At 59.3% G+C, this 11,712-nt stretch carries 12 protein-coding genes, 1 tRNA gene and 1 pseudogene; 5 read left to right on the forward strand and 9 right to left on the reverse strand.

Going from position 1 to position 11,712, the window contains the following annotated elements; all coding sequences use genetic code 11:
• Positions 1–86: 86 nt before the first annotated feature.
• The 5 genes and pseudogenes from FPT12_RS24200 to FPT12_RS24220 all read right to left on the reverse strand — a co-directional run.
• Positions 87–455: pseudogene (locus FPT12_RS24200) on the reverse strand (cell filamentation protein Fic); the annotation flags it as partial.
• A gap of 275 nt (positions 456–730) precedes the next feature.
• A tRNA-Gly gene (locus FPT12_RS24205) sits at positions 731–804 on the reverse strand.
• Between the two features lie 238 nt (positions 805–1,042).
• Entirely contained in the window at positions 1,043–1,927 is an 885-nt protein-coding gene (locus tag FPT12_RS24210) for an alpha/beta fold hydrolase (protein ID WP_145021036.1), read from the reverse strand.
• 313 nt (positions 1,928–2,240) lie between these two features.
• Positions 2,241–2,933, reverse strand: a complete 693-nt coding sequence (locus FPT12_RS24215) for a pseudouridine synthase (protein ID WP_145021039.1) — start codon at positions 2,931–2,933, stop codon at positions 2,241–2,243.
• A 37-nt stretch (positions 2,934–2,970) separates the two neighbouring features.
• The gene (locus FPT12_RS24220; protein WP_145021151.1) at positions 2,971–3,177 is read right to left on the reverse strand and encodes a cysteine-rich CWC family protein; all 207 of its coding nucleotides are present in this window, start codon (positions 3,175–3,177) and stop codon (positions 2,971–2,973) included.
• A gap of 238 nt (positions 3,178–3,415) precedes the next feature.
• Between FPT12_RS24220 and FPT12_RS24225 the strand changes: the two genes are divergently transcribed.
• Positions 3,416–3,673: a hypothetical protein gene (locus FPT12_RS24225; RefSeq protein ID WP_145021043.1), complete on the forward strand. Its 258-nt coding sequence runs from the start codon at positions 3,416–3,418 to the stop codon at positions 3,671–3,673.
• Positions 3,674–3,922: 249 nt separating this feature from the next.
• A complete protein-coding gene (locus FPT12_RS24230) occupies positions 3,923–4,345 on the forward strand; it encodes a hypothetical protein (protein ID WP_145021046.1) in 423 nt (140 codons plus the stop codon).
• Positions 4,346–4,398: 53 nt separating this feature from the next.
• Here the strand turns inward: FPT12_RS24230 and FPT12_RS24235 are convergent, their stop codons facing one another.
• Entirely contained in the window at positions 4,399–5,511 is a 1,113-nt protein-coding gene (locus tag FPT12_RS24235; protein WP_145021050.1) for an enoyl-CoA hydratase/isomerase family protein, read from the reverse strand.
• Between the two features lie 131 nt (positions 5,512–5,642).
• Here FPT12_RS24235 and ung point away from each other — a divergent pair, with 131 nt between their 5' ends.
• Positions 5,643–6,335, forward strand: a complete 693-nt coding sequence (gene ung / locus FPT12_RS24240; protein ID WP_145021054.1) for a uracil-DNA glycosylase — start codon at positions 5,643–5,645, stop codon at positions 6,333–6,335.
• A 70-nt stretch (positions 6,336–6,405) separates the two neighbouring features.
• On the opposite strand, the gene FPT12_RS24245 is transcribed toward ung, so the two are convergent.
• The 3 genes from FPT12_RS24245 to FPT12_RS24255 are packed head-to-tail and all read right to left on the reverse strand — an operon-like array spanning position 6,406 to position 9,422.
• Entirely contained in the window at positions 6,406–7,914 is a 1,509-nt protein-coding gene (locus tag FPT12_RS24245) for a tripartite tricarboxylate transporter permease (protein WP_145021057.1), read from the reverse strand.
• A gap of 1 nt (position 7,915) precedes the next feature.
• Positions 7,916–8,374: a tripartite tricarboxylate transporter TctB family protein gene (locus FPT12_RS24250; protein ID WP_145021060.1), complete on the reverse strand. Its 459-nt coding sequence runs from the start codon at positions 8,372–8,374 to the stop codon at positions 7,916–7,918.
• Between the two features lie 58 nt (positions 8,375–8,432).
• A complete protein-coding gene (locus FPT12_RS24255) occupies positions 8,433–9,422 on the reverse strand; it encodes a tripartite tricarboxylate transporter substrate binding protein (protein ID WP_145021063.1) in 990 nt (329 codons plus the stop codon).
• 232 nt (positions 9,423–9,654) lie between these two features.
• On the opposite strand from FPT12_RS24255, the gene FPT12_RS24260 reads away from it, so the two are divergent.
• A complete protein-coding gene (locus tag FPT12_RS24260; protein ID WP_071551450.1) occupies positions 9,655–10,326 on the forward strand; it encodes a response regulator in 672 nt (223 codons plus the stop codon).
• A complete protein-coding gene (locus tag FPT12_RS24265) occupies positions 10,319–11,704 on the forward strand; it encodes a sensor histidine kinase (protein WP_145021066.1) in 1,386 nt (461 codons plus the stop codon). Before FPT12_RS24260 ends, FPT12_RS24265 begins: the two co-directional genes overlap by 8 nt.
• Positions 11,705–11,712 lie beyond the last annotated feature (8 nt).

Consider the following 11,712-nt stretch of genomic DNA (forward strand, 5'->3'; position numbering starts at 1 on the left):
CTTTTCGGAAATTGGCTTCTTTGTGCCACCAGTCAATGGGTGGTTGACACTGAATTTGGCTGGCATTAATCCGCCGCGCCGTAGAATCACTCTTCGCCGCCCTCCATCTCACGATCCTCAAACGCAAAACGCACGGCCTCCACAACGCGTTCTGCCATGCGCTCATCTTCAAGCTGCGGGTAGCCTTTCATTAGCTTGCCGGACACCACCCAGCCGTTCTCCTTGATGGAACGGATGATGCGGTTCGCATCCTGGTCCGGCATTTTCAGTACTTCTTTCAGCCGGTTCTGAGCTCGCTGAAAGATCACCAGTACTCTGGCTTCATCCGCCATTCCCTTTCGAATCGTGTGCTCGACGACACGTGCGGTGTACAGGACGTGTTCGGTCAGATCGAGATAGCGCCAGGCAAAGCGCGCGTCCTCGTATTCATTGAAGATGAAGTTGCTGCGAGTCCCGTGCGAAAACGCTAATTTTCGCGGATATGAAAATGCTAACGCTTGATGAAATTTGATAATAAATCCGTGTTTTCAGAAAAAAACGCTAACAGACTTCAGGGTAGTCGCTAACGCCCCGAGAGCACTTAATCATCGATCAGCGGGCAACGGACGAAAGGGGGGATGCCTCAGAGCCCGATTCCACCAAACCCCAGAAACAAAAAAACCGGCCATCAAGGCCGGTTTTTTCTTTACCTGCATCCCCGTCAAAAAACGACGTGAGACTGAAATCTGATTGGAGCGGGTGAAGGGAATCGAACCCTCGTTATCAGCTTGGGAAGCTGGAGTAATGCCATTATACGACACCCGCTCAGAGCGGCTGACTTTGTACCAGATGTGGCGCTGGATTTGAAGTTTTTCTTTGGCGAATCTGCGGTTACGTGGTTTTTTGCAGGCAAGGCAATGCCTCGTCGGCAGCTGGGCTCAGCGCTGGCGATGGCGGCGGTACACCGGGTTTGAAAGCGTATTGCGGTCTGTCGCGGGCAAGCCTCGTACCTACAGGTAATGCGTGTAGTCAGGAAGACGAGGTTGCTCGCGAGGACGCTGTTTCAAATGGCCAATGCATGGTGGTCCTGGGTGAAGTGGGAACGCGTTCGGCCTTCATGATGAGCCGGTTTCAGGAACCCCATCAGTGCATGACGGCTGTCTCGGCAGGCGGCTTTGTGCTCCATGTCGAGAAAGTGCCCGGTGGCCCGGATGGTGCTGAATGTGCTGTGTTGCACATGGCTGGCGAACAGTCGGGCATCGTCGGCGGCGGTGTACTCGTCCCATTCACCGTTCATGAACAACACCGGTACGTCGATATGCTTGGCGGCCTTGAGGTAGCACTGGCGATCGCTGTTGAGCAGATCGCTGATGTGGAAGTGCATCTGCCCGTATTCATGCTCGGCCAGGCTGCTGACGTGACGATAATTGAAGCGCTTGAACAGCGTCGGCAGGTGTTTGCCGATGGTGTTGTTGACCAGGTGGCCGACACGGTCGCCATCAAGGTTGCCGAGGTAGTCGACACCGCGCTCCAGATAATCGCGCATGTGCTCGTTGACTATCGGCGAGAACGAGCTGATCACAGCTTTCTCGATCCGGCGCGGGCGTTGTGCCAAAGCGATCAACGTAGCGGAGCCACCCCACGAGAATGACATCACGTGTTCTGCGGCAAAATGGTCGATCAGCTCAAGGAGGATCTGCCCTTCGACTTCCTTGGTGAGCATTTGCTCATGCCGATTGTGGGCCTTTGACTTGCCCGCGTAGGGCTGGTCGTACAACACCACGTTGAATTGCGGGTGCAGGTTTTTTACGGTTTGTGCAAACGATGCAGTCGTGGCCATCGAGCCGTTGACCAGAATGATGGTCTTCTCTGCGGCGTCTGCGCGATAGAACTCCGTGTAAACCCGGTACTGACCTTGTATATCCAGCACAGCGATTTCTGGCCTCATGTCATAAGACTCCTGGCAAGCGGGTATGCGCGCAATGAGATTGCACGAGCTTTGTGACAGGTAGGCATACGCCTGGAATTTTTTGAGCCCATGTCGATCCGGTGAAGGCTGGTCGACGGGTATTGTTATTGGCGGGCAGTCTGTCGGGAGAGGTGAAATCTGCGAGGCGCTCTGCCGACAAAAAGTTTCTTAGAAGTATGTTATGACTTGCCGGTCACATTTGGGCCGACGTCCTGATTCAAGCAGGGGAGTGGCCATCGCGCAAGTGCAGTTCGTAAATTGTTCGACAACTTCTGCTCAGCGGTCGCTTGCTTCAGATCAGCTGGATCTCTCTGGCGCTCAGCGGACGGTACTCGCCCGGACTCAATGTGTCATCGAGTACCAGCGGCCCCATGCGCTCGCGGTGCAGGCGCAAGACCTTGTTATCGAAGTGGCCGAACATCCGTTTCACCTGGTGATAGCGGCCCTCGACGATGCTCAACCGTGCAGATTTTTCGCCCAGCAGCACCAGGTCGGCAGGCTGGGTGGTGAGATCCTCAAAGGCGAAGTACAGGCCTTTGGCGAAGGTCTGTGCGTATTCATCGGTGATGGGTTGTTCGGTTTCGACGTAGTAGACCTTTGGCAGCTTGGTCTGCGGTTGGGTCAGGCGCCGCGACCAGGAGCCGTCGTTGGTGATCAGCATCAGCCCGGTGGTGTTGAAGTCCAGTCGCCCGGCGATGTGCAGGTCGTCCTTGTCAGGTTCAAGGATCAGGTCGAGGACGGTCGGGTGTTCCGGGTCGCGAGTGGCGCTGACACAGCCCGGCGGTTTGTGCAGCATGAAGTAGCGCGGTGGTTTGCCGGCTTGCAGTACTTCGTCGTCGCACTCGACACGGCTGAACTCGCGCACTTCACAATGCGGATCGCTGACGATCTGCCCGTCGACCTTGATCCGCCGTTCGACCAATAGCAGGCGCACCTGTTTACGGTTGAAGCGAGGCAGGTTGCTGAGGAAGCGGTCAACGCGCATGACGGTCGGCAGATCGGAAAAGGGCGCGCATCTTACCCTATAGGGCTGCTTGCAGCTGCGACTCGACCTGCGCGCAGCGTGGGCACAGGCACGACTGGTCGCGCAGTTCGGCGGGCAACGCCAGCAGCACTGCCGGGTCGATAGCCACGGCGTAGCACCAGCAGGCCTGGTCGGCGGTTCGCGGGTCGGCCAGGCTGCAATCGTTGCTGGCGCCGCAGGCCGGGCAGAGGTCAGGTTTTTTCATGGCTGGAATGGGGCACTTCTGTGCAGGTTCGATGACGGTTGATTGGGCACGGTACATGGTCTGTGTGGAGCGTAACAGCAGGCTGTGCAGGCGGGTGGTCTGGCCGTCGATCTGAAGGCGTGCGCGGTGAGGCACTTGGCGGTTGTTTCAGAGTCTTAATAGATGTCAGCCGCTCAGTGTTCCGACTGACGCCGACCAGCGTTGCTGGTACGCGCTGTCTGCGGTCCAGGAGGCCGCCATGTATCGTCGAATCTTGCTTGGTGCGTTGCTGGGTTTGAGTCTTTCTGCCTGTTATTACTATGTCGATCCAGGCTATTACGGTCCTGCGGTGTACACGGCACCGGTACCGTATTACTACGGCGGTTACTATGCGCCTTACTACTGTTGTGGTCTCTACTATGGCCCCCGCTATTATTATGGTGGTTACCATGGTTATTACCACGGTGGTTATGGGGGGCGTTATCACGGTGGTGGGGGGTATCACGGGCATCACTGAAACGGTGGCGAGTCGGGCCGCTTTGATCGTGTTGGGTTTTTCTAATTGCGCGGCGCTTTCTGGTGAAGGAAGCGCCGTTTTTTATGCAGGCTAATCGGCGCTCGAGAAGCGTTATCGGCTACGTGTTTAAATTTGTTTCTGAATCGCACCAGATTCCGATTTTGCTGTCAGATATTTCGTCAGTCAGATGAATTGGCTGCCGCTGACCAGCGTCGCTGGTATGGCTCATTCGCGGTCCAGGAGGCCGCCATGTATCGCCGACTTCTTCTTATCGCTTCATTGGGTTTGACGCTTTCTGCTTGTGTTCCCTATTACGACGAAGGTCCCGGTAATTACGGCCCTCAGGTCTACACCTCGCCGGCACCGGCTTATTACTACGGCGGTGGACCCTATTATTCCGCACCGCCTGTGCGTTACTACTCGCCGCCGCGCTACTACCAGCCAGCGCCGCGTTATTACCAGGCACCACCGCGAGTCGAGTACCGCGTTTACCAGAGCCGTGGCTGGGATGACCGCGACCGCCATGGCTGGGGTCATCGCGAGGAGGGTGGCCATGGCCGCCGGGAATGGGATGATCGGGGTCATCGTGACGGGCGTGATCACGACAGACAGGGTGACCGTGATGGTCGCGATGGCCGCGATGGCCGCCGTAATTGGGACGGCCACCGCTAGGCCTTCCAACGAACAAGCGGCGCATTCAGCGCCGCTTTTTTATGCCTGAAATTTCAGTAACCCGACAAATCCGCCAGCGGATGTCGACCTTCCCAGGCCTTATGAAAATGCGCCTGGACCACCGCCTCAGGAATCGTGTTGATGTCCGGCCAATGCCAATGCGGCTTCTGGTCCTTGTCGATCAAACGCGCACGAACACCTTCGCTGAATTCCGGGTGCCGACAGCAATTCAGGCTCATGGTGTATTCCATCTGGAAGACCTCGGCCAATGACAGGTGCCGAGCACGCTGGATTTGCTCCCAGACCAGATAGGCGGTCAGCGGGCAGCCCTCGTGCAAGGTTTTCGCCGCACGGGCCAGCAGCAAGTCGCGGTGATCGCGCAACAGGCTGATGGCACGCCAGGCACAACGTACATCGCTGACATCCAGCAACTCATCAATCTGCTGGCGTCGTGGCAACCATTGCGCCTCGGGCATTTGCCCGACGGCTTCTTGCTGCAAGGCCTTGAGCAGGCTGTTGAGCTGCATGGGCGTCTGTTCCTGCCAGTTCAATTGCAGCAGACCTTCGATGAGCTCTTCCTGCTGTTCATCCAGCAAGAAGCGGTCAGCCAGGTCCAGATCAATGGCGTCGCGTGCGTTTATCTGCGCGCCGGTCAAGCCAAGAAACAGGCCGAGCTTGCCGGGCAGTCGTGACAAAAACCAACTGGCGCCAACATCCGGGTACAGGCCGATACTGATTTCAGGCATGGCCAGGCGGCTGCTCGGGGTGACGATGCGGATGCTTGCGCCTTGCAGCAACCCCAGGCCGCCACCGAGGACGTAACCGTGGCCCCAGCAGATCAGCGGTTTAGGGTAGGTGTGCAAACGAAAATCAAGGCGATATTCCGCCGAGAAAAATTGCGCGGCCAAGGGCGGTACTTCACCGGGATGGGCCCGACAGGCTTCTACCAGACTGCGTACTTCACCGCCGGCGCAAAACGCCTTGGCACCGTTGCCGCGTAACAGCACACAGACAATCTGCGGCTCTTTGGCCCAGTCCTCCAGTTGATCGCTCAAGGCTCTGATCATCGGCAGCGAGAGGGCGTTCAGGGATTTTTCGGCATCCAGGCTGGCGATACCGATGCGTGCGCCGTCCGTGCCGGTGAGTTCTTCGAAGTGCAGATTCATTTTGACCTCGATGACTGAATTGAACGTTCAGTATGATCGCTGTACGAGAAAGTGCTGGATCTGCGTCAGATCAATTGACAAGCGCGGTGGGCTTTCCTAGGGTTCGCCCCATTGAATTCTCGGGTGTAACCATGACTGTTGAAGACCGTATCAAACTCGAACCGAGCTGGAAGGAAGCACTGCGTGCCGAATTCGACCAGCCTTACATGGCTGAGTTGCGCGAGTTTCTGCGGCAGGAAAACGCCGCAGGCAAGGAAATCTATCCGCCGGGGCCGATGATCTTCAACGCCCTCAACTCCACGCCGCTGGACAAGGTCAAAGTGGTGATCCTCGGCCAGGACCCGTACCACGGCCCGGGTCAGGCTCATGGCTTGTGCTTCTCGGTGCAACCGGGTGTGCCGGCGCCACCGTCGCTGGTGAACATCTATAAAGAGTTGAAGCGCGACCTGAACATCGACATCCCGAACCACGGTTACCTGCAAAGCTGGGCCGACCAGGGCGTACTGATGCTCAACACCACCATGACCGTGGAGCGGGCCAATGCCAACGCCCATGCGGGCAAGGGCTGGCAGCACTTTACCGATCGGATTATCGAGGTGGTCAGCGAGCATCAGCCCCATCTGGTGTTTTTGCTATGGGGCGCTCACGCGCAGAGCAAACAGAAACTGATCGATGCCACCAAACATCTGGTGTTGACCTCGGTGCACCCGTCGCCGCTGTCGGCTTACCGCGGATTCCTCGGTTGCGGGCATTTCAGCCGCGCCAACAAGTTTCTTGAACAGAATGGCGAGACGCCGATCGAGTGGCGGTTGCCTCCGGTCTGAATTCGTCTTTGCAGGCAAGCCCCGCGCCTACGGAGCGAGGCTTGCCTGCGATAGGTTCGACTCGATCGCCTCAGGCGATAGCGCGCCGGGCCATCGAGCGTTTGCGCCAGATGCGCAGGATCGGCATCAGCAACATGATCGCGGTCAGTACCCAGCAACCGAAGGTGATGGGGCTCGACCAGAGGATATCCAGCGCACCGTTGGAAATCGACAGCGCACGTCGCAGGTTCTGCTCCATCAACCCGCCAAGAATGAAACCCAGCAGGACCGGTGACAACGGGAAATCCAGCTTGCGCAGGATGTAGCCGAAGATACCGATACCGATCATCAGGAACAGGTCGAAGGTCGTCGCGTGCACGGCGTAGACGCCGATCCCGGTAATGATTGCGATCACCGGCACCAGTGCCCAGTTCGGCACGGCAAGGATGCGGGTGAAGAGGCGGATCATCGGGATGTTGAGGATCACCAGCATGACGTTGGCGACGAACAACGAAGCGATCAGGCCCCAGACAATGTCCGGTTGCTGTTGGAACAGCAGCGGGCCGGGGGTGATGTTGTACAGCGACAGGGCGCCGATCATCACCGCCGTGGTGCCTGAACCCGGTACGCCGAGGGTCAGCATCGGCACCAGCGCGCCGCAGGCAGCACCGCCGATGGCGGTTTCCGGTGCCGCGAGGCCACGTTTGTCTCCCTGGCCGAAGGTGCCGCTGGCACCGGCAATACGTTTCTCGGTCATGTAGGCGACGGCACTGGCCAGCGTCGCGCCGGCACCCGGCAACACGCCCATGATGAACCCCAGAACGCCGCAACGGATATTCACCACGAACACCGAGGCGGCTTCCTTGAAGTTGAACATCATCCGCCCGGTGGCTTTCACGGCTTCCTGACCGTGATGGGTTTTTTCCAGCAGCAACAGGATTTCGCTGATGGAGAACAGGCCCAGTACCAACACCACGAATTGAATACCGTCGGTGAGGTGGATGTTGTCTCCGGTGAAACGGTAGACGCCGCTGTTGGCATCGATCCCGACGCACGACAGAAACAACCCGATCAGCGCGGCAATAAAGGTTTTCAGCGGTCGATCACCGGCCATGCCACCGAGGCAGACAATCGCGAAGACCATCAGCACGAAGTATTCCGCAGGGCCGAAGGCAATGGCCCATTTCGCCAGCAGCGGGGCGAACAGCACCATGCCGCAGGTGGCGATGAAGGCACCGATGAATGAACTCCAGGCCGACAACGACAGCGCCACCCCGGCCATGCCCTGGCGGGCCATCGGGTAGCCATCGAGGGTGGTCATGACCGTGGATGCTTCGCCCGGAATGTTCAACAGAATCGAACTGATCCGTCCGCCGTATTCGCAGCCCAGGTAGACGGCAGCCAACAGAATCAACGCGGACTCTGGTGGCAGGCCAAGGGCGAACGCAATCGGAATCAACAACGCCACGCCGTTGATCGGCCCCAGGCCCGGCAACAAGCCGACCACGGTGCCGATCAGGGTGCCGCACAACGCGGTGACCAGGTTGTAAGGGGTCAGTGCGACGCCGAAACCCTGGCCAAGGTAGTTAAGGGTATCCATATCAGTTCTCCAGAACGTCGAGCAGACCCAACGGCAGCGGCACGTCCATCAACCGGTCGAACAGCATGTACAGACCGACGCTCATCAAGCTGATGATCACCACGCTGGGCAACCAGCGCCCGCCATACAGGCGCGCCATCGGTACACCAATGAGAATGCTGGAAACAATGAAACCCAGTGGTTCGAAGGTTCCGGCGAACACCAGCAGCAGAACGACACAGATGCCGATCTTGGTCAGGGTTTCGCGGTCCAGTGGCGGCTCGTCTTCGCTGTGTTTGATCGGCGCAGGGCGAAACACCATGTACAGCAGCGCCGCGCTCATCAAACCGAGCATCAACAGCGGGAAGGCTCTTGGTCCGACGGGTTCATAGGAAAAAGCCGCCTGGTACGGCCACGCCATCAGCGCCAGGCCGAGACAGGCGAGCAGCAGCAACGCGGCAAAAATACGTTGTAAGAGCATGACAAACTCCTGGGCCACCCCTTTGATGCGCAAGGGGATGGCCGCGAGACAGAGGCGATTACTGAATCAGGCCGAACTCTTTGGCCAGCAGTTTGTAGTCCGCTACCTGCTTCTTCACGTAGGTGTCCAGCTCTGGTCCGGTCATGGCGAACGGGAACAGTTCACGCTGATCGCGCAGCTTGGCGAAGTCCTCCGAGGCCAGCAGTTTGTCGAAGGCGTTTTTCCACCAGGCGTATTCCGCATCGCTGACTTTTGGCCCAAGGTAGAACCCCCGAACCACTGGCCAGACGATGTCGTAGCCTTGCTCTTTGGCGGTCGGAATGTCCTTCATTTCCGGCTCGTCCAGACGCTCGTTGGCGAACACGGCCAGCAGGCGCATGTCACCGCTCTGGATGTGCGGCATCGAGTCGGAGATGTCGGTGCTGCCGACCTGAATGTGACCACCGAGCAGTGCGGTAGCGATTTCACCGCCGCCTTCGAGGGCGACGTAGCGCAGGTCACGCGGATTGATCCCGGCGGCCTTGGCGATCAGCGCGGTTTGCATCCAGTCCTGACTGCCCACCGTGCCACCGGAGCCGATCACTACTTTGCTCGGGTCTTTCTTCAGCGCCTGAACCAGGTCGTCGAGGTTCTTGTAGGGCGAATCGCTTTTCACCGCGATCGCACCGTAGCTGGTGCCCACCGCTGCCAGCCAGCGCACGGCACTTTCATCGAAGCGACCGAACTTGCCTTGGGCCAGGTTCAGCAGCGAGCCGCTGGACCAGGCCACCAGGGTACCGGCGTCCGCAGGTCGCTGGGCGACGACGGCATTGTAGGCTACCGCGCCGACACCGCCGGGCATGTAGGTCACGCGCATCGGTTTGGTCAGGATTTTTTCGTTCACCAGCGCGCTTTGCGCCAGTTTGCAGGTCAGGTCGAAGCCACCGCCCGGGGATGCCGGTGCGATGCATTCCGGGCGCTTGGGCTCGCTGGCGACGTCCGCCAGCAGTGGGCTGGCAAACAGCAGGCAGCTGGCCGCCAGGGCGAATTTACGCAGTGATGGGTTCATGTGGATCTCCATAATTATTGTTTTTATTGGCGAAAACGCTTCGAGGCATCTTTCGGATCTCGACGGCCTGTGTACAGCAGTCGAGACGGTCCCTGACGGGACTCTAACGATCCAACCTTTCACGAACCTTTCAACAGACTTTCACGTTTTTCGGGCTTCACAGCGGCGGATGCGGCTGTAAACTCGGCGCCAAAGAATGGCGTCGACCATCCCCCGAACGAGGTAAAAATCCATGCGTGTTCTTCTCGTCGAAGACCATCTTCAGCTGGCCGAAAGTGTCGCCCAAGCGCTCAAGAGCACCGGCTTGACCGTCGATGTGCTGCATGATGGGGTGGCCGCCGACCTGGCCTTGAACAGCGAGGAGTACGCGGTGGCGATCCTTGATGTCGGCCTGCCGCGCATGGACGGTTTCGAGGTGCTGGCGCGTTTGCGCAGCCGTGGCAAGAACCTGCCGGTGCTGATGCTGACGGCCCGCAGCGACGTCAAGGATCGGGTTCACGGGCTCAACCTTGGCGCCGACGACTACCTGGCCAAACCCTTTGAGCTGACCGAGCTGGAAGCGCGAGTCAAGGCGCTGTTGCGGCGCAGCGTACTCGGCGGCGAGCGTCAGCAACGCTGCGGCGTGTTGGTGTATGACCTGGACACTCGGCGCTTCACCCTCGGCGATGAGCTGCTGACCCTGACTTCTCGCGAACAAGCGGTGCTCGAAGCGTTGATCGCGCGCCCTGGGCGGGTGATGAGCAAGGAGCAGCTTGCCTCCCAGGTGTTTGGTCTGGACGAAGAGGCCAGCCCTGACGCCATCGAAATCTACGTCCACCGTTTGCGCAAGAAACTCGACGGCCATGCGGTGGCAATCGTGACCTTCAGGGGGCTCGGTTACCTGCTGGAAACCCGCGATGCATAAGCCCGGCAGTTTGCGCTGGCGGTTACTGTGGAACCTCGCACTGCTGCTGGTGGTGCTGATGATCGCCAGCGGTTTGAGCGCCTACTGGAACGGTCGCGAAGCGGCCGACACGGCGTATGACCGGACCTTGCTGGCCTCGGCGCGAACCATCGCCGCCGGGCTTTCCCAGCGCGATGGCAGCCTTAGCGCCGATGTGCCTTATGTGGCGCTGGACACGTTTGCCTACGACAGCGCCGGACGCATTTACTACCAGGTCAACGACATCCATCAGCAGCTGATTTCCGGTTACGAAAACCTGCCCGGACCACCGCCAGGCACGCCGCGAACCGACGATTATCCAGCGCTGGCGAGGTTCTATGACGCCATTTACCAAGGGCAGAACGTGAGGGTAGTGAGCCTGCTCAAGCCGGTGACCGAACCGAACATGAATGGCATGGCGGAAATCCGCGTGGCGGAAACCGACGAGGCCCGTGTTCGCATGGCTCGCAGCCTGATGACCGATACCTTGCTGCGTCTGGGCATGCTGGCCGGAGGGGCGTTGCTGCTGGTGTGGTTTGCGGTGAGCGCGGCATTGCGCCCGCTCGAGCGTTTGCGCACGGTGGTAGAGGAGCGGCAGTCGGATGATCTTCGGTCTTTGCCGCTGGTGGAAGTGCAACGCGAATTGTGGCCGCTGGTACGCGCGCTTAACCACTTTACCGAACGCTTGCGCGGGCAGTTCGAACGTCAGGCGCAGTTCATCGCCGATGCGGCCCATGAGTTGCGAACGCCGTTGGCGGCCCTCAAGGCAAGGCTCGAATTAGGGTTGCGGGCGAGTGAGCCCGAGACTTGGCGAAATACATTGGAGAGCGCCGCTCAGGGCACTGATCGGCTGACTCATCTGGCGAATCAATTGCTCTCGCTTGCGCGCGTCGAGAACGGCGCGCGGGCGATTGCCGAGGGTGGTGCGCAGTTGCTCGATCTGAGTCAACTGGCTCGCGAGTTGGGCATGGCCATGGCGCCGTTGGCCCACGCGCGGGGCGTCGCGTTGGCGTTGGAGGCTGAGGAACCGGTATGGCTGCGCGGCGAGCCAACACTGTTGAATGAGCTGTTGAGCAATCTGGTGGATAACGCCTTGGCTCACACGCCTCCGGGCGGCAACGTGATTTTGCGCGTCAGTGCGCCCGCGGTGCTGGAGGTCGAGGATGATGGGCCGGGGATTCCGCTTGAGGAGCGCGACCGGGTGTTCGAACGCTTCTACCGGCGGAATCAGCAGGTGGCGGGATCAGGCCTGGGCCTGGCGATTGTCGGTGAAATCTGCCGCGCCCATCTGGCCCAGATCAGCCTGCACGATGGCGCACAGGCCGGGTTGAAGGTTCGCGTAAGTTTTATCGCCGGGTAGTTTTGTAG

The organism is Pseudomonas sp. H3(2019) (genome assembly GCF_007713465.1).
GTDB lineage: Bacteria > Pseudomonadota > Gammaproteobacteria > Pseudomonadales > Pseudomonadaceae > Aquipseudomonas.

Bases quoted from the DNA above. Each gene is read 5' to 3' on its own strand.
- FPT12_RS24220 (WP_145021151.1), bottom strand. From the start codon at position 3,177: ATGAAAAAACCTGACCTCTGCCCGGCCTGCGGCGCCAGCAACGATTGC.
- FPT12_RS24230 (WP_145021046.1), top strand. From the start codon at position 3,923: ATGTATCGCCGACTTCTTCTTATCGCTTCATTGGGTTTGACGCTTTCT.
- FPT12_RS24265 (WP_145021066.1), top strand. From the start codon at position 10,319: ATGCATAAGCCCGGCAGTTTGCGCTGGCGGTTACTGTGGAACCTCGCA.
- FPT12_RS24245 (WP_145021057.1), bottom strand. From the start codon at position 7,914: ATGGATACCCTTAACTACCTTGGCCAGGGTTTCGGCGTCGCACTGACC.
- FPT12_RS24250 (WP_145021060.1), bottom strand. From the start codon at position 8,374: ATGCTCTTACAACGTATTTTTGCCGCGTTGCTGCTGCTCGCCTGTCTC.
- ung (WP_145021054.1), top strand. From the start codon at position 5,643: ATGACTGTTGAAGACCGTATCAAACTCGAACCGAGCTGGAAGGAAGCA.
- FPT12_RS24260 (WP_071551450.1), top strand. From the start codon at position 9,655: ATGCGTGTTCTTCTCGTCGAAGACCATCTTCAGCTGGCCGAAAGTGTC.
- FPT12_RS24225 (WP_145021043.1), top strand. From the start codon at position 3,416: ATGTATCGTCGAATCTTGCTTGGTGCGTTGCTGGGTTTGAGTCTTTCT.
- FPT12_RS24215 (WP_145021039.1), bottom strand. From the start codon at position 2,933: ATGCGCGTTGACCGCTTCCTCAGCAACCTGCCTCGCTTCAACCGTAAA.
- FPT12_RS24255 (WP_145021063.1), bottom strand. From the start codon at position 9,422: ATGAACCCATCACTGCGTAAATTCGCCCTGGCGGCCAGCTGCCTGCTG.
- FPT12_RS24210 (WP_145021036.1), bottom strand. From the start codon at position 1,927: ATGAGGCCAGAAATCGCTGTGCTGGATATACAAGGTCAGTACCGGGTT.
- FPT12_RS24235 (WP_145021050.1), bottom strand. From the start codon at position 5,511: ATGAATCTGCACTTCGAAGAACTCACCGGCACGGACGGCGCACGCATC.